General features: G+C 40.7%; 25 protein-coding genes. 24 read left to right on the top strand and 1 reads right to left on the bottom strand.

All coding sequences use genetic code 11. From position 1 onward, the window contains the following. The first annotated feature begins 8 nt into the window (after positions 1-8). From dapA to BLR65_RS01210, 8 genes are all read left to right on the top strand, one after another. Positions 9-890, top strand: coding sequence for a 4-hydroxy-tetrahydrodipicolinate synthase (gene dapA / locus BLR65_RS01245; RefSeq protein ID WP_093791637.1), 882 nt, complete (start codon positions 9-11; stop codon positions 888-890). A 277-nt stretch (positions 891-1,167) separates the two neighbouring features. Next, positions 1,168-2,784, top strand: a complete 1,617-nt coding sequence (locus tag BLR65_RS01240) for a ribonuclease J (RefSeq protein ID WP_245692315.1) — start codon at positions 1,168-1,170, stop codon at positions 2,782-2,784. A 143-nt stretch (positions 2,785-2,927) separates the two neighbouring features. Continuing rightward, positions 2,928-3,719 carry a ClpP family protease gene (locus BLR65_RS01235; protein ID WP_093791633.1) on the top strand — a complete coding sequence of 264 codons (792 nt, stop codon included), beginning with the start codon at positions 2,928-2,930 and terminating at the stop codon, positions 3,717-3,719. Further along, on the top strand, positions 3,719-3,952 hold the full coding sequence (locus tag BLR65_RS01230) for a YlzJ-like family protein (protein ID WP_169716860.1): 234 nt from the start codon (positions 3,719-3,721) through the stop codon (positions 3,950-3,952). The genes BLR65_RS01235 and BLR65_RS01230 overlap by 1 nt, the downstream gene beginning before the upstream one ends. A 155-nt stretch (positions 3,953-4,107) precedes the next feature. Beyond that, positions 4,108-6,216: an FtsK/SpoIIIE family DNA translocase gene (locus tag BLR65_RS01225; protein WP_093792027.1), complete on the top strand. Its 2,109-nt coding sequence runs from the start codon at positions 4,108-4,110 to the stop codon at positions 6,214-6,216. 41 nt (positions 6,217-6,257) lie between these two features. Next, positions 6,258-7,319 carry a tRNA 2-selenouridine(34) synthase MnmH gene (gene mnmH / locus BLR65_RS01220; RefSeq protein WP_245692273.1) on the top strand — a complete coding sequence of 354 codons (1,062 nt, stop codon included), beginning with the start codon at positions 6,258-6,260 and terminating at the stop codon, positions 7,317-7,319. Between the two features lie 5 nt (positions 7,320-7,324). Further along, the gene (locus tag BLR65_RS01215; protein WP_093791629.1) at positions 7,325-8,071 is read left to right on the top strand and encodes a helix-turn-helix domain-containing protein; all 747 of its coding nucleotides are present in this window, start codon (positions 7,325-7,327) and stop codon (positions 8,069-8,071) included. A 21-nt stretch (positions 8,072-8,092) separates the two neighbouring features. After that, positions 8,093-9,991 (top strand): YgiQ family radical SAM protein, encoded by a 1,899-nt coding sequence (locus BLR65_RS01210; RefSeq protein ID WP_093791628.1) that lies wholly within the window; start codon positions 8,093-8,095, stop codon positions 9,989-9,991. Here the strand turns inward: BLR65_RS01210 and BLR65_RS01205 are convergent. Then, positions 9,988-10,380, bottom strand: coding sequence for a hypothetical protein (locus BLR65_RS01205; protein WP_093791626.1), 393 nt, complete (start codon positions 10,378-10,380; stop codon positions 9,988-9,990). The genes BLR65_RS01210 and BLR65_RS01205 overlap by 4 nt on opposite strands. Before the next feature lie 176 nt (positions 10,381-10,556). Here BLR65_RS01205 and BLR65_RS01200 point away from each other — a divergent pair, with 176 nt between their 5' ends. The 16 genes from BLR65_RS01200 to miaB all read left to right on the top strand — a co-directional run bounded on the left by BLR65_RS01200 (position 10,557) and on the right by miaB (position 26,285). Continuing rightward, on the top strand, positions 10,557-11,585 hold the full coding sequence (locus BLR65_RS01200) for an ABC transporter substrate-binding protein (protein ID WP_093791624.1): 1,029 nt from the start codon (positions 10,557-10,559) through the stop codon (positions 11,583-11,585). Positions 11,586-11,597: 12 nt separating this feature from the next. After that, entirely contained in the window at positions 11,598-12,923 is a 1,326-nt protein-coding gene (gene rimO, locus BLR65_RS01195) for a 30S ribosomal protein S12 methylthiotransferase RimO (RefSeq protein WP_093791622.1), read from the top strand. Positions 12,924-13,089: 166 nt separating this feature from the next. Continuing rightward, positions 13,090-14,337: a competence/damage-inducible protein A gene (locus BLR65_RS01190; RefSeq protein WP_093791620.1), complete on the top strand. Its 1,248-nt coding sequence runs from the start codon at positions 13,090-13,092 to the stop codon at positions 14,335-14,337. A gap of 12 nt (positions 14,338-14,349) precedes the next feature. Then, the gene (locus tag BLR65_RS01185; RefSeq protein WP_245692271.1) at positions 14,350-15,924 is read left to right on the top strand and encodes a DEAD/DEAH box helicase; all 1,575 of its coding nucleotides are present in this window, start codon (positions 14,350-14,352) and stop codon (positions 15,922-15,924) included. 137 nt (positions 15,925-16,061) lie between these two features. Next, positions 16,062-17,138, top strand: coding sequence for a recombinase RecA (recA, locus tag BLR65_RS01180; protein ID WP_093792021.1), 1,077 nt, complete (start codon positions 16,062-16,064; stop codon positions 17,136-17,138). 2 nt (positions 17,139-17,140) lie between these two features. Then, positions 17,141-17,584 carry a regulatory protein RecX gene (locus BLR65_RS01175; protein ID WP_218130610.1) on the top strand — a complete coding sequence of 148 codons (444 nt, stop codon included), beginning with the start codon at positions 17,141-17,143 and terminating at the stop codon, positions 17,582-17,584. 177 nt (positions 17,585-17,761) lie between these two features. Further along, positions 17,762-19,297, top strand: coding sequence for a ribonuclease Y (gene rny / locus BLR65_RS01170; protein WP_093791616.1), 1,536 nt, complete (start codon positions 17,762-17,764; stop codon positions 19,295-19,297). A 163-nt stretch (positions 19,298-19,460) separates the two neighbouring features. Then, positions 19,461-19,982, top strand: coding sequence for a hypothetical protein (locus tag BLR65_RS01165; RefSeq protein WP_093791614.1), 522 nt, complete (start codon positions 19,461-19,463; stop codon positions 19,980-19,982). A gap of 122 nt (positions 19,983-20,104) precedes the next feature. Then, the gene (locus BLR65_RS01160; protein ID WP_075755210.1) at positions 20,105-20,365 is read left to right on the top strand and encodes a stage V sporulation protein S; all 261 of its coding nucleotides are present in this window, start codon (positions 20,105-20,107) and stop codon (positions 20,363-20,365) included. Positions 20,366-20,468: 103 nt separating this feature from the next. After that, positions 20,469-21,968 carry a leucyl aminopeptidase gene (locus tag BLR65_RS01155; protein ID WP_093791612.1) on the top strand — a complete coding sequence of 500 codons (1,500 nt, stop codon included), beginning with the start codon at positions 20,469-20,471 and terminating at the stop codon, positions 21,966-21,968. Beyond that, complete coding sequence (locus tag BLR65_RS01150; RefSeq protein WP_093791610.1) at positions 21,965-22,801, top strand: PHP domain-containing protein; 837 nt, start codon at positions 21,965-21,967, stop codon at positions 22,799-22,801. Before BLR65_RS01155 ends, BLR65_RS01150 begins: the two co-directional genes overlap by 4 nt. 64 nt (positions 22,802-22,865) lie before the next feature. Beyond that, the gene (locus BLR65_RS01145; RefSeq protein WP_093791608.1) at positions 22,866-23,693 is read left to right on the top strand and encodes an Asp23/Gls24 family envelope stress response protein; all 828 of its coding nucleotides are present in this window, start codon (positions 22,866-22,868) and stop codon (positions 23,691-23,693) included. Between the two features lie 25 nt (positions 23,694-23,718). Then, positions 23,719-24,060 carry a DUF3870 domain-containing protein gene (locus BLR65_RS01140; protein ID WP_093791606.1) on the top strand — a complete coding sequence of 114 codons (342 nt, stop codon included), beginning with the start codon at positions 23,719-23,721 and terminating at the stop codon, positions 24,058-24,060. Between the two features lie 20 nt (positions 24,061-24,080). Next, positions 24,081-24,440, top strand: a complete 360-nt coding sequence (locus tag BLR65_RS01135) for a sulfite exporter TauE/SafE family protein (RefSeq protein WP_093791604.1) — start codon at positions 24,081-24,083, stop codon at positions 24,438-24,440. Continuing rightward, positions 24,437-24,814, top strand: a complete 378-nt coding sequence (locus BLR65_RS01130; RefSeq protein ID WP_093791602.1) for a sulfite exporter TauE/SafE family protein — start codon at positions 24,437-24,439, stop codon at positions 24,812-24,814. The genes BLR65_RS01135 and BLR65_RS01130 overlap by 4 nt, the downstream gene beginning before the upstream one ends. Before the next feature lie 130 nt (positions 24,815-24,944). After that, positions 24,945-26,285: a tRNA (N6-isopentenyl adenosine(37)-C2)-methylthiotransferase MiaB gene (gene miaB / locus BLR65_RS01125; RefSeq protein ID WP_093791600.1), complete on the top strand. Its 1,341-nt coding sequence runs from the start codon at positions 24,945-24,947 to the stop codon at positions 26,283-26,285. The last annotated feature ends 20 nt before the right edge of the window (positions 26,286-26,305 follow it).

Here is a 26,305-nt window from a genome sequence, read left to right as displayed (position 1 = left end):
AGAGTTTAATGAAAAAATTCGGGCGAGTTTTAACCGCAATGGTAACCCCATTTAATGCTGACTATAGTGTAAATTATAGTGAAGCGGCTAAATTGGCAGATTATCTTGTCAATAACGGATCTGACGGGTTGGTTGTAGCAGGCAGTACCGGTGAAGCGGCTACGTTAACAACGGATGAAAAGCTTAGTTTGTTCAAAGTTGTGTTGGAAGCCGTAGGTGATAAAGCTACCGTCATTGCCGGCACTGGTTCAAATGATACCAGAGCTTCTATAAAATTAACCCAGGAAGCAGAAAAAATTGGCGTGCATGGTGCTATGCTTGTCGGCCCTTATTACAATAAACCACCGCAAGAAGGTTATTACCAGCATTTTAAATCCATTGCAAACTCAACTGATCTCCCACTCATTGTCTACAATGTCCCAGGGCGGACAGCTTCTAATATTTTACCTTCAACAATTGCACGTTTAGCTGAAATTGATAATATTGTCGCGGTTAAAGAGGCAAGTGGAAATTTAGACCAGGTTTCTGAGATTATCCGTACAACTCCTGCTGAATTTTTAGTATATAGCGGCGATGATGGGTTAACCTTGCCGATTTTGTCAGTGGGTGGCTCAGGAGTTATCAGTGTAGCAGCTCATGTAGTTGGCAAACGAATGCAGGAGATGGTTACCGCCTTTTTTGCCGGTGATATGAATAAAGCGCAAACTTTACATCTTGAACTTATGCCGTTTTTTAAAGTTATTTTTATTACGACGAATCCAATACCAATCAAAGAAGCAGTAAATATTATCGGCATACATGCTGGTCCTACAAGACTGCCTTTAATACCTCCCACAGATCAAGAAACAGAACAACTAAAAAAGGTCATGCAATCGATAGGTATTATATAGATAGAATTAGCCGGTAGCGGTTGCTGCCGGTTTTTTATTTGTATGCTTAGCTAATATTTGCATATAATATTGCCGAGCGAGCTTTACCACTTGTTGTCAGCGGATGTTAAATAGGTTATAATTATTCACAAGTGGACAGGACGGCCGGTTTTTTATTTTGTGTGTTAATGAACGGGCGGTTTACAACTTAAGCGGAATGAAAGTTTTTAAAATTCTGGAGGTGTATGTTTTTTTGGCAAGACAACCAAACAAAGTACAAATAATTCCCCTGGGCGGGATGGGGGAAATCGGTAAGAATATGACAGTTATTCGATACGATGATGAGATTATCGTGATCGATTCAGGCTTGATGTTTCCTGAGGATGATATGCTGGGGATTGATCTGGTTATCCCCGATATTACCTATCTGTTGGACAACCGTGATTTAGTTAAGGCTATTGTGCTAACCCATGGTCACGAGGACCATATCGGGGCATTGCCTTATGTACTAAAACAACTTGATGTACCTGTATACGGGACTCGCTTAACATTGGGAATTTTGGAGGGCCGTTTAAAGGAAAATGGCGTTTCTGCAAAGTTACATTCGGTTAAACCTGGTGATCAAGTTCAATTAGGCAGTTTCAAGATAGGCTTTATTCGGGTAAGTCATAGTATTGCTGATTCGGTAGCATTATCTATAAAAACGCCGGTGGGGGTAATTGTTCATACCGGTGATTTTAAGCTTGACCAAACTCCTGTTGATGGCAAAGTTACTGATTTTCATAAATTTGCCGAACTCGGTGACCAGGGAGTCCTGGTACTTTTGGCCGATAGCACCAATGCTGAGCGTCCGGGTTATACGCAGAGTGAAAAATCAGTTGGCATCACGTTTGATGAGACGTTCCGCAACGCCCGGGAACGGATTATTATTGCATCTTTTTCTTCCAATATTCACCGAATCCAGCAAGCCGTTGCTACCGCCTGCAAATATCGACGCAAGGTGGCTATACTCGGCCGCAGCATGGTTAATGTCGTCAATATTGCTTTGGAGTTAGGTTACTTGAATGTACCGGAAGGTGTGCTAATTGATGTTGATGAAATCAATAACTATCCAGCATCAGGTATCGTTATCTTAACAACGGGTAGTCAAGGCGAACCTATGTCAGCACTAACCAGAATGGCGATGTCGGATCATAAGAAGGTTGAAATTGTTCCTGGCGATACAGTGATTATCTCAGCTACGCCAATTCCTGGTAATGAAAAATTGGTTTCACGCACGATTGACTATCTTTTTCGACAAGGTGCGGAAGTTGTATATGAATCCACTTCCGGTATTCATGTATCCGGGCACGCCAGCCAGGAAGAACTAAAATTAATGCATAATCTTATACGACCGAAGTTTTTTATACCCGTCCATGGAGAATATCGTCATCTCATTAAACATTCTCAACTGGCACAAACATTAGGTATGCCGAAAGAAAATATTTTTATTGCTGAAAATGGCCAAACCATAGAATTTACTTCTGAAACCGGCGCGATTACAGGTAAGGTTACTTCCGGCAATGTATTGGTAGATGGTCTTGGTGTTGGTGATGTAGGAAATATTGTACTCAGGGATCGCCGTCAACTTTCGCAGGATGGAATATTAATCGTTGTGGTAACCATGGATAAACAGCGTGGTCAGGTAGCCGCGGGCCCGGACATTGTTTCGCGTGGTTTTGTCTATGTTCGTGAATCGGAGCAACTTATGGATGAAGCCAAAGAACGGGTTAAGCAGGCTCTGGAAAAATGCGAACTTAATGGTGTTACCGAATGGGCGGCTATTAAATCCAATGTTCGGGATACATTAGGAAAATACTTATACGAACGTACACGCCGTAGACCAATGATTTTACCAATAATTATGGAAGTATAATAAATAAGCCTTGTGCTGTTTGCGGATCATCCGCTTAACAGACCAGGGCTATTTATTTAATTCGCTATCAGTATGAAATTCTTGTCAGTGTCAATACTATCTATGATAAAATGAGTAGTTAATGAGCTGGAGGGATATTTTGTATGATAGTAAATGATAATCCGGTAATTGCTCCTCCGGGTACTAATCCTGAAGATCCGCATGCCAATCCGTCACCTGTTGAAAATCCGAAAAAAAGCCGCCAAGCCAAAAAAGTGGGGACAACTGAAACTATCCAAGAATTAGGTTCTACCGAAGTACCAACTGCAAAAACCAATATTCATGTGATGACAATTATTGGTCAAATTGAAGGCCACATGGTGTTGCCTCCCCAAAATAAAACAACAAAATATGAGCATGTGATGCCGCAGCTTGTGGCAATTGAGCAGGCGAATGATATTGACGGTCTATTATTAGTATTAAATACTGTCGGCGGGGATGTTGAAGCCGGTTTAGCCATTGCTGAGATGATCGCTAGTATGTCAAAACCGACTGTATCGATAGTATTAGGCGGTGGCCACAGTATTGGGGCACCGATTGCTGTATCAGCAACTTATTCGTTTATTGTTGAAAGTGCTACTATGACAATTCATCCCATTCGACTTACCGGTTTGGTAATTGGCGCTCCCAGTTCATTTGACTACCTTGAAAAGATGCAGGAGCGAGTCAATAAATTTGTCGTAAGCCATTCTAATATCAGTGAAAAGAAGTGGAAGGAACTTTTATACAAAACCGGCGAGTTATCCCGGGATATTGGCACTTCCGTAGGCGGGCGTGATGCGGTAAGATACGGGTTAATTGACGAAATCGGCGGTGTCTCACAGGCACTGAATAAGTTGCAGGAACTGATTGAAGCCTATAAAGCACATAAAGAAAATAAGGGGCTGAAGCAATAGTGATTCTCTGGACAATCGTACCGGAAGATATAATATTTGCAGGTAAAAATCAACCCGTTATTCCTTGCGAAGAAATTGAGTATTTAGGCCAGAAAGTGTTGGCGGAAAAAATATCACATAATGAATTTCGCGTAGTTCGTTTACTTACAACTGATCCCGCTGATTATCTCCGTAATGAATTGCAACCAGGACAGATCATTACATTTAAACCGGTAGTAGAAGGGCTCTCATAAAAGGGAGCTTCTTTTCTTTTATAGAGAACAAAAAGATAAAAATAAAGGAATTTTTATCATTATGTAGAACAGAATAATGTTAGAGGTGGTATGTTTTGCCTAAATGGTTGACACAGTTAACTCCTGAGTTAAGACATGAACTATTCGGCATTACGATGGTTACAGGAGGAATTTTAGCGTTAATCAGCCTGATAGGCCTAAACGTTGGCCCACTCGGGCTATTTATAGCAAAAATTCTCAAATATACGTTTGGAATTGGCGCCGTAGTCGTACCTGTAGTGCTTTTTGTCATTGGATTAAAGTACATTGTAGCAAAAAATTCAATTCGATATTCTGTTAAGTTTTGGGGGTTATTGCTATTCTATTTGGTTGCTTTAGCTATTTATCATCATATTAGAGTTCCGGTTGGATATGAAATTATGCCTGAGAGTTTGATTGCGGGCGGTGGCTTAACCGGCGGCATGATCCTTTTTTCATTGCGTAAACTATTGGGGGTACATGGCACGATTATTGTGCTCTCAGCCTTATTGCTTTGCGCAATATTGATGACTACAACATGGTCGCTGGCAGAAACAATTTTAATGGCTAAAAAAAGGACAGTGGATAGTTTAACTTCGGCAAGAGAAGCTATTGCTGCGTCGACAGAGACAATCTTCTCAGAGCAGGAAGAACGGCACCAACCGGTGTTTTATGATCAACAGCGTGATGATAAGCCTGAATTCACTGTTCAGAGACATAAAATAGAAAATAGTACAGCTGATTTTGGTTCAACGGTTGAACAAGCTTCCGCACAGACTTTTACGGTAGAAAATGAGACGCCTGCTGCCGATGCTAATTCTGATTATGGATTGCCGCCAGTGTCATTATTGAAAAAACCAAGCCGGCCTCGGCTGAACAAGGTTTCAAAAGAGGTTGCCGATAATAAGCACATACTTGAACAAACTCTTGACAGCTTTGGGGTTAGTGCCCGCGTTATTAATACTTGTCAAGGTCCGACGGTTACCCGTTATGAGTTAGAACCAGCGGCGGGTGTAAAAGTCAGCAAAATAGTCAATCTGTCTGACGACTTAGCGCTGAAACTAGCATCATCAGGGGTCAGGATTGAGGCTCCTATTCCCGGAAAGGCAGCTATTGGGATAGAGGTGCCCAATAAAGAATTATCTGGTGTTGCGTTACGGGAAGTTATAGAAACTGATGAGTTTCAACGCACTTCTTCCTGTTTAACAGTTGCTTTAGGCAAAGATATTGCAGGACAGCCAATCGTTACTGACCTTGCGAAAATGCCGCATTTACTAGTAGCCGGTGCTACTGGTTCCGGGAAAAGTGTTTGCATTAATACTTTGATTACCAGTATTCTATTTAAGGCTCGCCCCGATGAAGTAAAATTAGTACTGATTGACCCCAAAATGGTAGAATTGTCTAATTATAATGGTATTCCCCATCTATTAACGCCTGTAGTAACTGATTCGAAAAAAGCGGCTTCGGCCTTAAATTGGGCAGTACAAGAGATGGAACGCCGTTATGAAGTTTTTGCTACTGCGGGAGTACGTGATATTTCCCGCTATAATGACCTTAATCAGGATGGACGGCTGCCTTTGATTGTAATTATTATTGATGAGCTTGCCGATTTAATGATGGTAGCTCCTGTTGACGTCGAGGATGCTATTTGCCGACTGGCACAAAAGGCAAGAGCAGCGGGATTACATTTAGTTCTTGCTACCCAGCGTCCCTCCGTTGATGTCATTACCGGAACAATCAAGGCTAATGTGCCTTCGCGTATTTCTTTTGCAGTTTCATCGCAGATTGATTCACGTACTATTTTAGATATGGCTGGAGCTGAAAAACTGTTAGGAAAGGGTGATATGCTGTTTTATCCTGTCGGTGCGGCTAAACCTCTTAGGGTACAAGGAGCCTTTATTTCCGATAATGAGGTTGAAGACTTAGTCAGCTATATTAAAGAACAGGCCGAACCGGAATATAATGATGGGGTAACTACAGTTGAAAGCGGACATACTGCAGGCAAGGAGCAACAAGCTCATTTTGAGGATGAATTACTGGAAGAAGCTGTACGCATGGTTTTAGAAACGGGGCAAGCATCGGTCTCAATGCTTCAGCGAAAGTTTCGGGTGGGCTATACAAGGGCTGCGCGTTTGATTGATACCATGGAAGAAATGAAAATTGTAGGTCCTAATGTTGGTAGTAAGGCGCGAGAGATAATTATGACATCCGAGCAAGTTTATTCAAGGTATTTCAACAATAAATAGCTGTTAGGCCTATAGCATTTATTGACAGGGTAAAATAAGTAGTGGTGATTTTTATTGTAAATATAATTCGAGTTGAAGACGCAGTAGAGTTGGATAAAACGGTTTTTATAGATGTACGTTCACCAGTGGAATATGACGGCGGTCATATTCCCGGTGCCGTGAATATTCCGTTATTTAGCAATGACGAACGGGCCCAAGTGGGAACACTTTATAAGCAAGTTAGTGTCGAAGATGCTAAACAGATGGGACTTTCATTTGCTTCCACAAAGTTGCCGGCTATGATTGAACAAATTCGCCGGCTTTATAAGGAAAAACAAAATATTGTAGTATATTGCTGGCGAGGAGGTATGCGTTCTAAAGCCGTAGTGAGTGTGCTGGAAATGATGGGAGTACCGTCTCTTCAACTTTTAAACGGCTATAAGGCCTATCGTCAATATGTCTTAGACAGATTAAAACAATATGAAGTTAAACCGACAATTATAGTTCTTTGCGGTTCCACCGGAACTGGGAAAACCATGATTATCAGGCAGCTTGCTAAACGCAATTTTTCCGCAATTGATTTGGAGCATTTGGCTAATCACAGAGGATCAGTTTTTGGTCAAATTGGTTTAGGTAAGTCGGCAACAGCTCAAAATTTTGATGCAATGTTACTGCAGGAACTTGATAGGCTAAATAATCAGCCTTATATAGTAGTTGAGTGTGAAAGTAAGCGTATTGGGAATGTATATCTGCCTGAGTGTTTTTATAAGGCTATGAAGCAGGGCAAGCGATTATTGTTATCAACTAATATGGAAATAAGAATAGACAGATTAATTGAGGAATATTTGGATGTTTACCAAGATCAAGATAATGACGAGGCGATAATAAGCAGCATTAATTCCTTGCGTAAACGTCTTGGTAATAAAAAAACCGATAGATTGCTAAAAGATTTTAATTCAGGGCAAATTCGGACAGTCGTTAAGGATTTGCTCATAGAATACTATGATCCGATGTACGGTTATGAAAAATCGGATCTTGCAAATTATGAGTTATTAATAAGCGCTGATGAAGTGAATCAAGCGACAGAAACAATAATCCAATACTTACAACAGTTGGGGAGGTAGTTGTATTGCAAACAGTAGGGGAATTTTTGCGCGAAGAACGTTTAAAAAAAGCCCTGTCCGTCAAAGATGTTGAGAGTGCAATAAGTATTAGGGCGCTTTATCTTAATGCTATTGAAGAAGGTAACTATGCGATTATTCCCGGTGAAGTATATTTAAAGGGGTTTATTCGGAATTATGCTACTTTTTTGGGACTTGATCCACAGGCAGTAATGGAGTTGTACCGTCAAAATAAAGGCCAGACAAAGGAAGAAGTGCCTGCGGTAAATCCGCCGCAAGAGCCGGTACCAATGAAATCTCCGTCAAATGGTGGTGGGTTGACAAAATGGGTTGTGGGGATAGTTTTGGTAGTTTTGATTGCAGCGGGGTTAGCTTGGTGGTCAGCGGGAAGTGAGCAGCCTGCACCGACTCCTCCCGCCCAGAATCCTCCGCCAGCGGCTACCCAACAACAAACGCCGGCAAAAGTACAAGAGGGAACACAGCCGGCTCCGGCCAATCCGGTAGCTAACAAGGTGGTTGTTACCGCTAAATATAGTGCACAATGCTGGACACAAATCGTTGCCGATGGCAAAGAAATCTATGAAGGTACTCCTAAAAATGGTGAATCACTGACTTGGGAAGCAACCAATAAACTATCGATTAAATTTGGTAATGCCGGTGTAGTTGATTTAGTATACAATGGGAAACCAATGGGTAAAATCGGTAATAATGGTGAAGTCGTGGTCAAAACATTTACACAGGCTGGAATACAATAGGAATGAGGTAAATCTAGCAACATGACAGATTTCTTACCAATGACCAAAGAAGAAATGACAAAACGAGGCTGGCAACAATTGGACTTTTTATTTATAAGTGGGGATGCTTATGTTGACCACCCCAGCTTTGGTCCGGCTATTATTTGTAGGTTGCTAGAAAAGTACGGTTATAAGGTTGGGATAATTGCCCAGCCGAATTGGCGTTCAACTAATGATTTTAAACGCCTTGGGAAGCCTCGCCTGGGAATACTTGTTTCAGCAGGCAATCTTGATTCTATGCTTAATAAGTATACTGCAGCTAAAAAATATCGCAGTATCGATAATTATTCGCCCGGAGGCCGTCCTGGATTACGGCCAGAACGGGCGACAATTGTTTATTGCAACCGGCTAAAGGAAATCTGGAAAAATACGCCGCTTATTATTGGGGGGATTGAGGCCAGTCTACGACGTTTTGCTCATTACGATTACTGGTCAGATAGCGTACGACGGTCAATTTTAATTGACAGTAGGGCCGACTTATTGATTTATGGCATGGGTGAAAGTCAAATTAAAGAATTAGCCAAGCAGTTGTCCGTAGGTATGCCGATTAAAAACATCCGTGAAATACCGGGAACATGCTATCCTGCAGAATCAATAGAACATCTTTGGGATTATGTTGAGACGCCAAGTTATCAAGATGTTATTACCAGTAAAACGGATTTTGCGGAAGCTTTTAAAATCCAATATTTAGAACAAGATGCTATCAGAGGGAAAACCGTAGTCCAAAAACATGGAGACCAATATGTTGTGCAAAATCCACCAGCTATGCCTCTTTCCACTGCTGAAATGGATGAGATTTATGATTTGCCCTATGAGCGTACCTATCATCCTGCCTATGAAGCAGCCGGTGGTGTTCCAGCTATTCAAGAAGTAAAATTTAGTATTGTTAGTCACCGAGGATGTTATGGGAGTTGCTCCTTTTGTGCTTTATATGCACACCAGGGAAGAATAATCCAGAGCCGCAGCCAGGAATCAATATTGCAGGAAGCTAGACAAATTGTTAAATTACCAGATTTTAAAGGCTATATACACGATGTCGGCGGCCCTACAGCTAACTTTCGTCAGCCTGCATGTGAACAACAAAATGACAGAGGGACTTGCCGAAATAAACAATGCTTATTCCCTAGGCCATGCAAAAATTTAAACACGAATCATCATAGTTATTTGGAATTGCTTAGAGAAATCAGGAAAATTCCCGGAATCAAAAAAGTTTTTATTCGGTCAGGCTTGCGCTATGACTATCTATTAGCAGCTAACGACAGGGAGTTCTTGCGAGAATTATGCGAGTTTCATGTTAGTGGTCAACTAAAAGTTGCTCCTGAACATATTTCTCCCAAGGTTACCAATTTAATGGGTAAGTCTGGTAAAGAAACATATCTAAAATTTAAAACGCTTTATGAACAGATAAATAAAAAACTGGGAAAAAAGCAGTATTTAGTTCCCTATTTAATGTCCAGCCATCCTGGTTCCGGACTCAAAGAAGCGATTGAAATGGCCGAATTTCTCCGTGATACCGGCTATAATCCAGAACAAGTACAAGACTTTATTCCGACTCCTGGAAGTCTATCAACATGTATGTATTATACGGGTATACATCCCTTAACAGGCGAAAAAGTGTATATTGCAAAAAATTCTCATGATAAAAGTTTGCAGCGAGCATTATTGCAATACCGTAATCCCCAAAATTATCATTTGGTTTATGAAGCGCTTGTTAAAGCAAATAGGCAGGATTTAATTGGTTTCGGACCTAAATGTCTAGTTCGTCCGCCACGAAATAAGGATAATACTTATGCAAGACACAAGGAAATGGTAAGTAATGCCCGGAGTTTACATCCTTCACGGAGTAAAAAAACAAAAAAAAAGACTAGAGCTAAATTCTAGCCTTCTTTTTTTACCAACCCAAACGCACCACGGCAATCATTTGATAATAGATAGATGGCAATTAGACCGTGCGGAACTAGGGTCATAATCCCCATAGTCATATTGTAACCAAACATGATGACAAACCCGATTACTACAAAAATTATGGATAATAGTAATTCAAATAGGCGGGCCCAGCGTTTTAGACGCAATAACCCAAAAGCAGGGATAGCATAAAGTAGGAAAGCAAGGAAGGAATTAAAGGCAGCGGTGAAGTCATCATGAAGCAGTCCATCATAGATGCCAAATGAATAGCCAATAGCTATAAGTAATAGAAAGGCTACTACGATTAGCAAGCGTAATGTCAAATCCGGATGGAGGAAAGACCACAGTGAGGGCTTATCTGTCACAAAATCAACTCCTTTCACAGTTTTAATTCTATCATAATGAACTAACTTTTAAAATAAGTTGTTACTTCCCTGCTTTAGGAAGGGATTGGGACTTGCATAAAGAAGAAATTAAAGGTATAGTATATATGTTTGCCTTAGTTTTTAAATCTATTAACTAGATTATGCGGGGGTAACTTATGAAACGTTATCTGCCATTGTTGGTTATGTCATTTTTCGTCATAGTGATTATTACCGGGACTACTTACCTTATAGGCTATGCCGGCAGGCAAAATGAAAATAGCCTAACAACAATTACTGTTTATACGACATTGCCTGTTGAACAAATCTCTGTAATCGCTCAAGAATATGAAAAGATTGCCAATGTTAGGGTCAATATTACTCCTCTATCTGAAAAGGACTTGTTCGCTAGGCTGATAGAAGAATCGTCTTCCCCTAAGGCTGACCTTATCCTGGCTAACCGTAAAACATTAAAACAGGCCCGTAGCAGCGCATTGTTAGTACCTTACCAATCTGAATACACTGATATAATTCCCAATATGTTTCAGGATACGGATGGTTATTGGGTAGGAGTTTGGTATGATCCTGTGGTTTTTGCAGTTAATAAAGACTATCTTAAATCAACAGCAAAAAAACCAGCAAAATGGTCGGAATTACCGCAAGATGCCAACCAAAGATTTGGTTTAACAGATTTCGTAGCGGCCGATGCTGCTGCCAATTTATTATACACTCTTGTCGCGGCTAACGGTGAAGACCAAACCTTGGATTTCTTAAGAAAGCTTCACCCGCAAATTGTACAATATGCTAAATTTTTGGCAACGCCGGCCCGGATGGCCAGTATGGGAGAAGTTGATATTGCTATATCTGTGCAGAGTGAAGCTATGCGTTATGTTAAAGATGGTTTTCCTGTACAAATTATTTATCCTGAGGACGGAACCGCCTATTTATTGACTGGCGTAGGGTTAGTTAGAGGGGCTGTCCATTCAATGGCTGCTAGGCAATTTATTGATTGGCTTGCCCAGAATGAAGTTTTACCAGTTATGGCCGAGCATAAATTTTATTTTATGCCAACAAATCCGGAAGTACAAATGTATCGGGGATTTGCTACGAAAAATATTAAACTGCTTGACCATCATGATATGTATTCTCCTGAACAACAGAGTAAAATACTAGATAAATGGGTACAAGTACGTTTGGGAATAAAGTAGGAGGAACATATAATGGTTACAGCAGGCTTTGTTAGTTTGGGATGTGCCAAAAATTTAGTAGATACTGAGGTTATGCTGGGAATTTTAGCTGATAATGAGATCCGAATCACCGATAATCCCCAGGAGGCCGATATACTTATTGTTAATACCTGTGGATTCATAGATTCTGCAAAAGAAGAATCTATCTCGACTATTATGCAGATGGCTGAATATAAACATGGCAAATGCCGTGGAGTCATTGTCGCCGGCTGTTTAGGCCAACGTTATCAGCAAGAATTATTAGACGAGCTGCCTGAAATCTCAGCGATTATCGGCACCGGTGCATGGCATCGAATTATGGAAGCTGTTAACGCTGTATTGGCAGGTAAACGTGTTTTACTCATCGGCGAAACAGATACTATTTATGATGAAACTATGCGGCGTATTACCACTACTCCCGCTTATAGTGCTTATGTTAAAATAGCAGAAGGATGCAGTAACTGTTGTTCCTATTGTGTTATCCCGATGGTCCGTGGCAAATATCGAAGTCGACCTGTGGAATCGATTGTAAGTGAAGTAAAAAAACTTGCTGAGCGAGGAGTAAAAGAGATCAACCTGATTGCTCAGGACACTACCAGTTATGGACACGACCTTTATGATAAGCCACAGCTTCTAAAGCTGCTTGATGAATTGGTTAAAATTGAGGGAATTCTTTGGATCAGGCTGCTATATTGCTATCCTAAATATTTCAGTGATGAACTCATTGAATTCATTGCTGCTCAACCTAAAATTTGTAACTATATTGATTTGCCATTGCAACATGCTGATGACGAAATATTGTCAGCAATGAATCGTCGTGATACCCGTTCGGATATTGAAAATTTGCTTAAGAAAATTCGAAACGTTATTCCCGACGTAACAATTCGCACTTCATTTATTGTCGGTTTTCCCGGTGAGGCCGAACAACACTTTGAATCATTAAAGAATTTTATACTCGAACAAAAATTTGAACGGGTTGGCATATTTACGTATTCGCAAGAAGAGAATACACCTGCCGCACTGATGAAAAATCAAGTACCCGATCAGATCAAGGAAGATCGTTATCACGAATTAATGTCTTTACAATGCCGCATATCTGAGGAAATCAATCATAATATGGAGGGGAAAATACTAACAGTCCTGATTGAAGGACATAGTCCGGAAGAGCCCCGTGTAGCGTTTGGCAGGTCGTACCGGGAAGCGCCTGAAGTTGATGGACGAGTCTATGTAGAAAACGCTAGTGACTTAGCACCGGGAGATATCGTGCGGGCAGAAATCATACAAGGCTTTACTTATGATTTATTGGCGGAAAAAAAGTAAACGTAGTTGCATAATGCTATAATGTAAGCTTTAAAATAGTAGAGACTATTTGGCTCTGCTATTTTTTGTTAAATTAAAATTTGGCTTAGGCATTTCATGCTAAGTTCGGTAATAGAAGGAATTGCCATTTATGACGAGAATGAATTAGTATTAGGGGGTAACCAATATGATTGTTGAGTTAGTCAGCACAGGAACTGAATTGCTTTTAGGTCAAATAGTAAATACGAATGCCCCATTCTTAGCTGGCCGCTTAAATGAACTAGGATTTAGTGTACTATTTCAAACAACAGTTGGCGATAATCGGGATAGAATGCGCAAAGTTTTAGAAATAGCGATGGCGCGAGCAGACATAATTATTACGAGTGGAGGCTTAGGACCGACACAGGGTGATATAACTAAAGAAGTAACTGCTTCCTTACTGAATAAAGCGATGTTTTTACATGAAGAGAGTGTTGCGCACATCCAACGCTTTTTCGATGAACGCCGCTTATGTATGTCAGATAACAATTTACGGCAGGCGATGATGCCGGAAGGGGCGCAAGTTATTGAAAATACATGTGGTACAGCACCAGGGGTTATTATTGAAGAGACAACAGCGGGCAAAGTCATTATAAATTTGCCGGGACCACCACATGAATTGACGGCTATGTTTGAAAAGTCAATTGTTCCCTATCTTGTAGAACGATTTGGTATTCAAGGTGTAATTATGTCCAGAGTCCTTCGTACATATGGCCTTGGCGAATCATTATTGGAAGAAAAAATTAAAAAATATATTTTGACACAAGCGAATCCAACATTGGCTTTACTGGCCAGAAATGGTGAGATTCATGTTCGTATAACAGCGCGGGCTGCTAGTGAAAAAGAGGCCTTGCAGTTAATTAATGAACTCGAAGGGAAAATTCGTCCATTATTAGAAGAATATATTTTTGGTATTGATGATGAAACAATGGAACAAGCTGTAGGAAATCTTTTATTAAAACAGAATATGACAATAGCATTGGCTGAGTCGTGTACAGGTGGGCTTGTTACGAGCCGTATTACCGATATTCCAGGAAGTTCAGGTTATTTGGCAGGCTCATTCGTATGCTATAGTAACAATATTAAAATTTCGCAAGTGGGGGTACCGGAAGAAATAATAGCTGCAAAAGGTGCAGTGAGTCGAGAAACGGCTGAATATATGGCAGAAGGTGTTAGAAAGGAAATCCATACTGATATAGGGGTTGGCATTACAGGTATTGCCGGTCCTGGCGGGGCAACTGCAAATAAACCTGTAGGCTTAGTATATATTGCTGTTGACGGTTCGGCGGGAAAAGTTTGTTATGAGCATTATTTTAATGGAACACGTACTAACATAAAACACCGGACTGCTTTAGCTGCACTTAATCATGTAAGGCATTATTTGCTTACTATATAGGAGGTTTTTGTATTGAAAGATATTGTAACTTTATTTGGTAATATTTCATTAAGTAAAAAAATTGCGGCGGCAATAACTGAAATGGGATTTGAAGAACCGTCTCCCATCCAAAGCCAGACAATTCCACTGGTGTTGGCAGGTAAAGATGTTTTAGGGCAGGCCCAGACAGGAACAGGTAAAACCGCTGCTTTTGGCATACCGATTATGGAACGGATAACCGATGTTAGGCAAATTCAGGCGTTGGTTCTAACGCCTACGAGAGAACTGGCCATTCAAGTTTCAGAGGAATTAGCTAAAATTGGCAAATTTAAACGGATTAAAACATTGCCAATTTATGGCGGTCAAGCGATAGAACGGCAGATTAGAACACTCAAGTCGGGAGTTCAGGTGGTAATCGGCACTCCGGGACGATTACTGGATCATATTCGCAGAAATACCATTAAACTGGATCATGTAAAAGTACTGGTACTCGATGAAGCGGACGAAATGCTGGATATGGGCTTTATTGACGACCTGGAAAGCATTCTTCAGCATGTTCCTACCGAGCGTCAAACTTTACTATTCTCAGCTACCATGCCTTCGGAAATAATGACTTTAGCTAATAAGTATATGAAAGACAGAGTAACGGTAACGATTAGCAAAGAGCAATTAACCGTGCCGCTCATTGACCAAATTTACTATGAAACCCGTGACAAGTTGGACGGTTTATGCCGGGTACTTGACTCTGAAACAATTGGACGAGCCATTATTTTTTGCCGCACCAAAAAAGGAGTTGACGAATTAGTTGCCTCATTGTCAGCACGGGGGTATCTCTCAGATGGGTTACACGGCGATTTGAGCCAGGCCCAGCGTGACCGGGTTATGAAGAAATTTAGGGATGGGAAATTAGATATCCTAATTGCCACTGACGTCGCGGCGCGAGGACTGGATATAGAACATATTACCCATGTTATTAACTATGACATTCCTCAAGATCCTGAGTCATATGTCCATCGTATAGGCCGTACCGGCCGGGCGGGAAAAAAAGGCGTGGCTATTACATTTATTCAGCCGCGTGAATATCGACAATTAAAAATTATTGAAAGAGAAATAAAAACGCGTATTTTAAGACGACAATTGCCTTCTCCCGCAGATATTCTTGAACGACAGACGGAAGTTATTAAGAATCAGCTTACACAGACTATTGCACGAGGCGGGTTCGATGCCTATAGTGGCATAATTGCTGATTTGGCAGCCGACTACGATCCGATTGATCTGGCTGCAGCAGCTCTTAAGCTGTTTCAAGAAGGTTATAAAGAGCAAGTTCTTATTGAAAAAAAGCAGTTTGGCAATACTGGTGCTGAACCAGGTATGGTACGCTTATTTATCAATGCCGGGCGCGCACAAAAAATTCAGCCGCAGGATATTGTTCGCACAATTGCCGAAGAAGCAGATATTGAAGGCAGTATTATTGGCGTAATTAATATTTATGATAGATTTACCTTTGTAGAAGTGCCGGAAACTGTAGCCGAACGAGTTTTATCTGTTATGAATAAAAATACAATTAAAGGCTATCGCATTAACATAGAACCGGCAAAAGGACGATAATCCGGGGGCGTGTGAACCCGAACGGCAATGTAATGCATTGACAGATCGAACAAATGTTTGTATAATGTTACTATAGTTGTCGGGGGAGGTTTATAATTATTATGGATAAAGCCAAAGATTTTGAGAAAAATCGCGAAATGGATAAATTTAAAGCACTTGAAAATGCCATGCGCCAAATAGAAAAAGATTTTGGCAAAGGTGCGATCATGAAACTGGGCGAAGCTGCTGCCAAAATGAATGTTGAAGTTATTTCCACAGGTTCATTGCCGCTTGATATTGCCCTAGGGGTCGGAGGACTGCCTCGCGGCAGGGTTATCGAGATATTTGGGCCGGAATCGTCAGGCAAGACAACAGTAGCATTGCACGTTATCGCTCAGGCGCAAAAAATGGATGGTATTGCTGCATTTATTGATGCAGAACATGCTTTAGATCCGGTTTATGCGAAAAAACTAGGTGTTGATATTGACAATCTATTAATTTCTCAACCTGATAATGGTGAACAAGCTCTCGAAATTGCCGAGGCACTGGTACGTAGTGCGGCGGTAGATGTTATTGTTATTGACTCAGTGGCTGCTTTGGTTCCCAAAAGTGAGATTGACGGCGATATGGGCGATTCTCATGTTGGTCTGCATGCCCGTTTAATGTCCCAGGCATTACGTAAACTAACAGGTATTATCAGCAAATCCCGTACGACTGTGATTTTTATTAACCAAATCCGTGAAAAAGTTGGCGTTATGTTTGGTAATCCGGAAACAACGACAGGCGGCAGGGCTCTGAAATTTTATGCTTCAGTCCGTATGGATGTTCGCAAAGCCGAGAGCTTGAAACAGGGAAATGACGTTGTTGGCAGCCGTACCAAAGTTAAGATTGTTAAAAATAAAGTGGCACCTCCCTTTAAACAAGCCGAGTTTGATATTATGTATGGCGAAGGTATTTCGCGTGAAGGAAGTCTTGTTGATATTGGCGTCAATCTTGAAATTATCAATAAAAGCGGCGCTTGGTTTTCTTATAATGGGCAGCGGTTGGGACAAGGTAGGGAAAACGTTAAGGAATTTTTCAAAGAAAATCGAGATATTGCCGATGAAATTGATAAAAAAATTCGCGAGATTTTACTTGCCGGTGATACTAAACTCGATAACGCTATTAATTCAGGCAATGAATCTCTTGACGGGGATTTTGACTCAGATAACAATGGAGTTTTTGAAACAGAATGAATATGGATGCGGTGAAAGCTGCTATTAAAATTTTGCGATTCAGAACTTATAGTCGGCAGGAACTTGAGCAAAAGCTTTTGAAGCAAGGTTACGACGAAGCGACAGTCAAGGATACTCTGGAATATGCTACAAAGCGCGGTTATCTAAATGATACCGCGCTTTGTAATATGCTATTAGCACAATATTCTGAGAATAATAAATATAGTCTTAAGGAAATTTATTTAAGGCTAAAGCGTAGAGGATTGCCAAGTAATCTGATTAATGAAAAGTTGTCGAACTGGGACGCTGACCATGAATACCATGCTGCTTTGAAACTTGCAGTCAGATATTTCGATAATAATGGCCTTCGAGATAGACATAAAATAGTTCGCCGTTTATCGAACAAGGGATATAACGCGGCAACTGTCAGAAAAGTTTTGGAGTACCTTAGAGACATGTCTCCTTGACACCTATTTGAAAAACATTTACAATTAAATTATCCAATCGTGTAAACAAACAAAATCTACTTAGGTAAACTTTTAGGAGAGCTTAATGCTGTGAAGCAAATAAAAAGCTACTTTTAAAAGCCGAGTAATAACTCGGCTTTACCCTTGTTATTCGTATAGTAAAAGGAGGTGGAATAGATAGTAGAAATAATTATTACCGCAGTTTTAGTCGGGCTTTTAAGTGCCGGTGGAGGTTATTGGGTACGCAAGAATATTGCAGAAGCCAAGATAGCTTCCGCGGAAGTCGCCGCTAAAAGGATTTTAGAGGATGCGGATAAGGCTGGCGAATCTAAGAAAAAAGAAGCATTAGTAGAGGCAAAAGAAGAGATTCATAAGCTGCGGAGCGAACTAGAGCGGGAAATCAAGGAACGCCGTGCTGAGCTTCAACGTCTAGAGCGACGCTTGATGCAAAAAGAAGAAAATCTTGACCGGAAAATTGATTCTCTTGAAAAGAAAGAAGAGATTCTTAGCCGTAAAGAGGCTGAGGTGGATAAGAGTCAAGAAAAAATCCATGAGCTTTATGCTAAGCAACTGACTGAACTTGAAAGGCTTTCCGGTTTAACGTCAGAAGAAGCCCGCAGTTTGCTGCTTGCCAATGTTGAAGAAGAGATTAAACATGAGACGGCAATGCTCATTAAAGATTTAGAACAGCAGGCCAAAGAAGAAGCAGACAAGAAGGCTAAGGAAATTATATCGTTAGCTATCCAAAGATGTGCAGCTGATCATGTTGCAGAAACTACGGTATCGGTAGTTTCCCTACCAAATGATGAAATGAAGGGTAGGATTATCGGTAGAGAGGGACGTAATATTCGAACACTTGAGACACTTACCGGTATCGATTTGATTATTGATGATACTCCTGAGGCCGTTATTCTGTCAGGGTTTGACCCTGTTAGACGGGAAGTTGCCAGAATTGCGCTAGAAAAGCTTATTGTTGACGGCCGCATTCATCCTGCGCGTATTGAGGAAATGGTGGAGAAAGCTCAAAAAGAAGTTGAACAGAAAATTAAGGAGGCAGGCGAACAGGCAACCTTTGAAACTGGGGTTCATGGTCTGCATCCTGAGTTGATAAAACTTCTCGGACGATTAAAATTCCGTACCAGCTATGGTCAGAATGTACTCAAGCATTCAATTGAGGTGTCACACTTAGCTGGAGTCATGGCATCAGAACTTGGTGTCGACGTGATGTTAGCCAAACGAGCTGGATTGCTTCATGATATAGGCAAGGCTGTTGATCATGAAGTCGAAGGTCCTCATGTGACCATCGGTGCTGATTTAGCGAAAAAATACCGTGAAGCAGCCGAAGTTGTAAATGCAATTGCTGCTCATCACGGCGATGAAGAACCTAAAACTATCCAGGCGGTACTTGTAGCAGCGGCTGACGCTGTATCTGCCGCAAGACCAGGCGCTCGCAGAGAAACTTTAGAGAGTTATCTTAAGCGGTTAACACGATTGGAAGAAATTGCTGAGTCATTTGAGGGTGTGGAAAAATCATTTGCTATTCAAGCAGGCCGTGAAATTCGGATTATGGTTAAACCGGATAAAATTGATGATTTAACGGCTGTTCGTTTAGTAAGGGATATTGTCAAGAAGATCGAAAGTGAACTTGAGTATCCAGGTCAAATAAAAGTTACCGTTATCCGCGAAACACGTGCGGTTGATTATGCAAAATAAAGAATAAAATTGTAGTTAAAACGGCTTTACCTTTAGGTAAGCCGTTTTTTAGCTTTTTTCCCAACAATTTATAAGCAGGATTTAATTATCTTCTAGAGAATACTTAATCTGAAACTTTGCACGAAATCTTTCTTGTTATAATTTTATTGGACGGTGAAAAATAATGTCTGAACTTTCCCATAGAGATCAAGAAGTTTCTGATGGAGCCAACTTAATTATATCGATGCTTGTACGTTATCCTGAGATTGGTACTATAAATTTTGAGCCTGAGGATAATTTGTTAAAACTTACGTTTATGATATCTGGTATTCCTTCGTCTAACGATTTTGAAAGTAAAAAGCGATTCATAATTAATAGTATTTTGGCTTATCACATGATCGAGGGTATTACCAGCAGTCGTGTTGATATAGAATTAAGTTCCTATGAACAAGTGGCTATGTTAACAATTATTCGTGACGTTCATACCATGTCACGCGGAGAAATAAATTTGATGATAAAATTGTTGCGAGATCGCTTCAATGAGCGTTTAGTTACGGATCATAATGATGCTCTCCTCGAGGAAGACCTTTTATTTCAGGAAGAGGTAATTGAAAATATGCTAGAGAATATGCGTAAGCAATATAATGATCAGCATATCCTTATAGGCATTCGTGAAGATGGGCGTGTTTTTGTCTTTAATAAATAATGTGAATTTGTTGTAATTATTAGATTTTTTTGATGTGAAAAAAGGAATTTTTTCCCGTATCACGAATATATCTACTTAATAGGACTAATAACGTTTTTTTATCAAAGGAGGCACATATAAAAATGGATGTCTTGAAAGTATCAGCAAAATCTAATCCCAATTCCGTAGCAGGGGCTTTAGCTGGAGTGCTGAGAGAACGTGGGGGCGCCGAAATTCAGGCAATCGGTGCGGGAGCACTTAACCAAGCAGTAAAAGCAGTTGCGATTGCACGAGGGTTTGTAGCGCCGCATGGTGTTGATTTAATATGCATTCCCGCTTTTACCGATATTCTTATAGACGGTGAAGAAAGAACAGCAATTAAATTAATCGTTGAACCTCGTTAACAAATAGATAAATTGAAACCTGTTCGTTTGAACAGGTTTTAGTGTTTTTAATAGTTGATTTATGGCATAATAAAGGTATAAGCTATAACTAGGGAGTGACTCAATGAATATTAAAATCGTTTCTGGACAAATAACTGAAATATTATGTGATACCATTATTGTAAGTCTGTTTGAGGGTGAAACGGTTCCTGGTGGAGCTACAGGGGTTATGGATAGGGCGTTACATTCTCATATTAGCGAGATTATTCGTGATATTCCCGGCTGTGGTAAATATGGGGAAACTACGGTCATACATACATTTGCCGCCATTGGTGCTAAACGTGTCATTCTGCTTGGTATGGGAAATGAAAATGAGCTTACGGTAGATAAAGTACGAGCGGCTATGGCGGTGGCAATGCGGGCCGCCAGAAAAACACATTCTCAGATTGTAGCCACTACACTGCATAATGCCAGCAACAAATTAGAATCCCGGTTGGTTGCGCAAGCTGTTGTTGAAGGTGCTGTAATGGGTTTGTATCAATTTAACTATTATAAAACAAGCAAAAATGATATTCCGGATATTAAAAAATTATTGATAGTCGAAAATGATACAACAAAAGTTGAAGCAATTACTAATACAGTTCATATTAGCAGGGTCATTGCGGAAAGTGTTAACTTTGCACGGGACATGATTAACCATCCGGCTCAGTGTATGACGCCAACTAAAATGGCTTGGCTTGCTCAAACAATAGCTCAGCAAAATGGTCTGGAAATAACTGTACTTGATAGAGAAGAGATGCGGCAAAAAGGGATGGGGGCATTACTGGCTGTATCCCAAGGCAGTGCTGAACCACCAAAATTAATTGTCTTGAAATATCAGGGAAACGCGGAGAGCCGGGAGACGATTGCTTTTGTTGGCAAGGGCGTTACGTTTGACAGTGGCGGATTATCATTAAAGCCTAGTCAAAATATGGATGAGATGAAAGGTGATATGGCCGGTGGTGGAGCTGTTTTAGGAGCAATGATGGCAATTGGACAAATAAAACCGAAGGTAAATATTATTGCCGTTGTTCCGTGCACAGAAAACATGCCCTCAGGCGGGGCCTTTAGACCAGGGGATATTTTGACCTCAATGAGTGGAAAAACCATCGAAGTATTGAGTACTGATGCTGAAGGACGATTAATTTTGGCCGATGCCATTACCTATGCCAAGAAGCTTGGCGCGACCAAAATCATTGACATAGCAACTCTGACCGGGGCTTGTGTCATTGGTCTTGGAGCAATTTATTCCGGCGTTCTTACTAACAACCGGGAATGGTGTAAAACCATTATTACCGCAGCCCGGCAAATTGGAGAAAAAATGTGGGAATTGCCTAATGACGATGAGTACACTGAGCAAATTAAAAGTTCTGTAGCTGACTTGAAAAACACAGGTGGAAGACCTGCAGGAACGATTACCGCAGGGTTATTTATTGGACAGTTTGCCGATAAAACTCCCTGGGTTCACATAGATATTGCCGGAACATCTGATACCGATAAGGATAAAGGCTATAACCTGAAAGGCGCTACCGGGGTAGGCGTTCGTACCCTAGTTCAATTGGCGTCGACTTTGAGTAAAATATGATTGCTGATCTTCACATTCACACTACTGCTTCTGATGGGCGACTTTCACCTGTGGAGGTAGTCCATCAGGCTAAAATTGCCGGGTTAAGTCATATTTCAATTACTGATCATGATACTGTTGCCGCGTATGAAGAGCTGCGCGAAGCAGGAGGGCTTTTAAACACCAATGCTTCTGGTTTGTCAATTATTCCGGGGATTGAGTTTAGCACAGACCTGCCGCAGCATGAGGTACATATTTTAGGGTATTGTGTTGATATAGATAATGCTGAATTCCGAAGCCAACTAGAATCTATCCGTAATGACCGGCTAAAACGTTCAGCAAAAATAGTGGATAAACTCAATAAGTTAGGTTATTCAATTGATTATGCTCATGTGTTAACTATTGCTGGTCAAACTCGGGCGGTGGGAAGGCCGCATATTGCTCAAGCACTTGTTGAAAAAGGTTATTTTCCCACTGTGACGGAAGCATTTAAACATGTTTTAGATAAAAATTCCCCGGCTTACGTACCACATTATAAGCTTACTCCTGCACAAGTTATTAGGCTTATCGAGCAGGCTAAAGGTATGGCAATATTAGCCCATCCCGGGCTTGTGGGCGATGATAAACTAGTCGTTGATTTGATCAAAGCCGGTATTCACGGCTTAGAAGTATATCATCCAGAACACGATCAGGCAGCAACCAAAAGGTACTTAGCTATGGCTAATCAATATAAGTTAAAAATAACCGGTGGGTCTGATTTTCACGCTATCCCTGACCGCTATCCTGCAAAATTGGGGATTTTCACCATTTCCGCCACCCTTATAGATTTTTGTCAATGTAATAAAATTACTTGACAACACCTTTAAAGGTGTTTATTTTTATGCTATACCCTATTTATATTTTATCAGGAGGCTGCCTATGGACACTATTGCCTTGGTAGGTCCAAGTGGAACAGGCAAAAGCCATCGGGCATTAATCGTAGCACACGAACATAACGTTGATACAATTATTGACGACGGGCTATTAATAAAGGACAGTAAGATTGTTGCCGGTTATTCTGCTAAAAAAGAACCTAGCAAAATTAGAGCTGTTAAACGTGCCATATTTATGGAACCTGACCATTCTCGGGAAGTTAGAGAAGCTATTGCGAAAGTTAAGCCTAAACGTATTTTAATACTTGGTACTTCAAAAAATATGGTGGAGAAGATTGTTGATGTGCTGGGGTTACCGCCGGTTAGTAAATTAATCCGTATTGAGGATATTGCTACTAGAGCGGAAATTGCCAAGGCGAGGGAGAGCAGGTTAAAAGAAGGAAAACATATTATTCCGGTACCAACGATTGAGCTTAAACCGCATTTTTCAGGTTATTTGATCGATCCACTTGAAATTTTTTTTAAAAAACCCCGTTCAAAACAGCGGCGTAAATTAGGAGAAAAGTCAATTGTCCGGCCAACGTTCAGCTACTATGGAAAATTGCTTATCTCCGATGCAGCGATTGCAGCCATTGTCGATTATGTTGCAACAAGTGATGGAGGGATTACTAAAACCGGTCAAATTACTATTAAAAATTCGCATGACAGAGAAAAGGGAATTTCGATTTCACTTGATGTAATCATTAAGTACGGACAGTTTATCTGGCAGGTTGTACATGATGCGCAAATACGTATAAAGCAAGTAGTTGAGTATATGACAGGTATGGTTGTAAGAGAAGTGAATATTGCAGTTAAACGGTTAAGTATTGAATAATTATACGATAAGGACGGGGAACTTCATGGGTGACAAGGGCAAACGGATTCTGTTTTCTGGTTACGCGAAACTTCCTACTGGGATTACGGCCAGTGAAATTTACAAGGTTATTGGTGTAGTTCTAAGTATTGATGAAGATACCGGTAATATCGTAGAGGCAGATTGTACACTAGCCACAGCTGTGGCCCGTAAACATGTTTCTTCCATTCTGGTAGGTAATTCGATAACCGATCCGGATCACCTAGTGCGAATTGTGGATAAGACTTATCAGGGGAGTGCTAAAAGGGCAATTATTACAGCTATTCGCATCATTTATGATAAATATCGGAGTTATAAAGATGGGCTAGCTCCCAGTCTAATTGAGTAAATAGCGGGGTGCCGGAAATTATGTCTAAGCAAATTAAATTTGGGGCCGCAGGATTTATAGTAGGTATTCTTAGTGGTTTATTAGGAGTCGGCGGCGGTATTTTTCTTGTTCCGATCATGGTAACCTATTTTAACCTGACCCAACATGTTGCTCAGGCAACATCAATGGCAATAGTAATTCCTACGGCTTTTGTAAGCAGCCTTATCTATGGATTTCATGGCAATATGGATATAAGCCTGGCTATGAATTTAGTTATAGGCAGTGTATTAGGAGCCAGTATTGGGGCACGGGTGATGAAAAGAATTCCTGCTATTCGATTGAAACAATTATTTTCTGGGTTACTTATTCTAGTTGGCTTAAAGATGGTGCTTACATTATGACAGCAGTACTTATTATTTTTGCTATGGGACTTATTGTTGGCATTTTAAGCGGAGTTTTGGGTATTGGCGGCGGGGTAGTTCTGGTGCCCATGATGGTTTTACTATTAGGGATTGCTCAGCATATGGCTCAGGGAATCTCGATGCTTGTTATCATTCCCACTTCGATTGTTAGTGTGTGGTATTTTTATAAAGAACGGCTAATTCATGTTCAAGCTGCTCTTTATATCGGGGGAGGAGCCGTTTTAGGGGCCCTAATCAGTGCTAATTTTGTTCAAGCTGTGCCTGCAAACGATCTTAAACGGATTTTTGGTATTTTTGTGATTTATTCCGGCGTTAAAATGATGTGGGGAACACGTAAACGGCGAGAAAAATAGCAGTATGTCATGAAGAAATCCCTGGTGCTTTTGTGCCGGGGATTTCGTTATCGCTCTGATTTGTGTAAGCTTTAAATATACGTTATAATAATTGGCATATATAACTTTTGTTATTGGAGCTGATCTATAGATGGGTTTGGACCAGATAAAGCAAGAAAAAAAGCTTTTTCATACCATTACTTTCGGATGTCAGATGAATCTTAATGACTCTGAGCGACTGGCCGGTCAATTGCGGACTATCGGGTATGAAGCTACAGAGGATATTGAACAGGCGAATCTGATTTTGATCAATACATGCTGTGTCAGGGAAAGCGCGGAAAAGAAAATTTATGGCAAGATCGGCGAAATGAAAAGGCTTAAACGCGTTAACCCCAATGTAATTATCGGTGTTGTTGGCTGTATGGCCCAAAAAGATAAAGAAAAAATAGTAAAGAAGTTTTCTCATGTCAGTCTGGTTATGGGTACGTATAATATTCATCAACTTGTTGAACTGATACGGCAGATAGAAAGCAGCAGGGAACCTGTATTGGCAGTATGGGATCAGGCTGAACAACTGGCACCGGAAGTGCCAACCGTACATAAGGGAAAAATTTCGGCATGGGTACCGATTATGTATGGGTGCAACAACTTTTGCACATATTGTATAGTCCCCTATGTCAGAGGCCGTGAACGCAGCCGCCCACTTGAAAATATTCTGTCAGAAATTCGGCAGCTAGGTGCAGATGGTTTTAAAGAAATCACTTTGCTGGGGCAAAATGTTAATTCTTATGGTAAAGATCTTGCATCACAGGTAGATTTTGCAAATTTGCTGCAAGCTGTGGATCAAATTGATACAATAACACGGATACGTTATATGACGTCACATCCCCGGGATATGAATGACAGACTGATTACGATTATCAAAAACAGTAAAAGAATTTGTGAACACTTTCATCTGCCTGTTCAGGCGGGAAGTGATGCTATTCTTGCACGTATGAATCGCGGTTATACGACACAGTATTATCGTCAATTAGTGGACCATATTCGTACAGCGATTCCTAATGCCAGTATAACCACAGATCTCATAGTTGGCTTTCCCGGTGAGACAGAGGGAGAATTTTTAGAAACTCTTGAGTTTATTAAGACTATCAGGTATGATGCGGCTTATACTTTCTTATATTCGCAGCGTTCGGGAACACCGGCAGCTCAATATGAAGGCCAACTGCCATTAGCAACGAAAAAAGAGCGACTGAACCGGTTGATGGCCGTACAAAATGAGATCAGTCTTGAGATTAATAAACAGTTAATTAATGAAGTTGTCGAAGTATTGGTTGAAGGCCCCAGTAAAAATGATGAGAGTAAGCTTATGGGGCGGACACGTACTAATAAAATTGTATTATGGGATAAGACCGGAAAAGAGAGTATCGGTGAATTGGTCCATGTAAAGATTGACACCGCACAAACCTGGGTTTTAAAGGGTCATTTGGTTTAAAATGTTGAGACCCACGGAGG

Source organism: Sporomusa acidovorans (genome assembly GCF_900101845.1).
GTDB lineage: Bacteria > Bacillota > Negativicutes > Sporomusales > Sporomusaceae > Sporomusa > Sporomusa acidovorans.
This window is presented reverse-complemented; position numbering and strand designations above follow the sequence as displayed.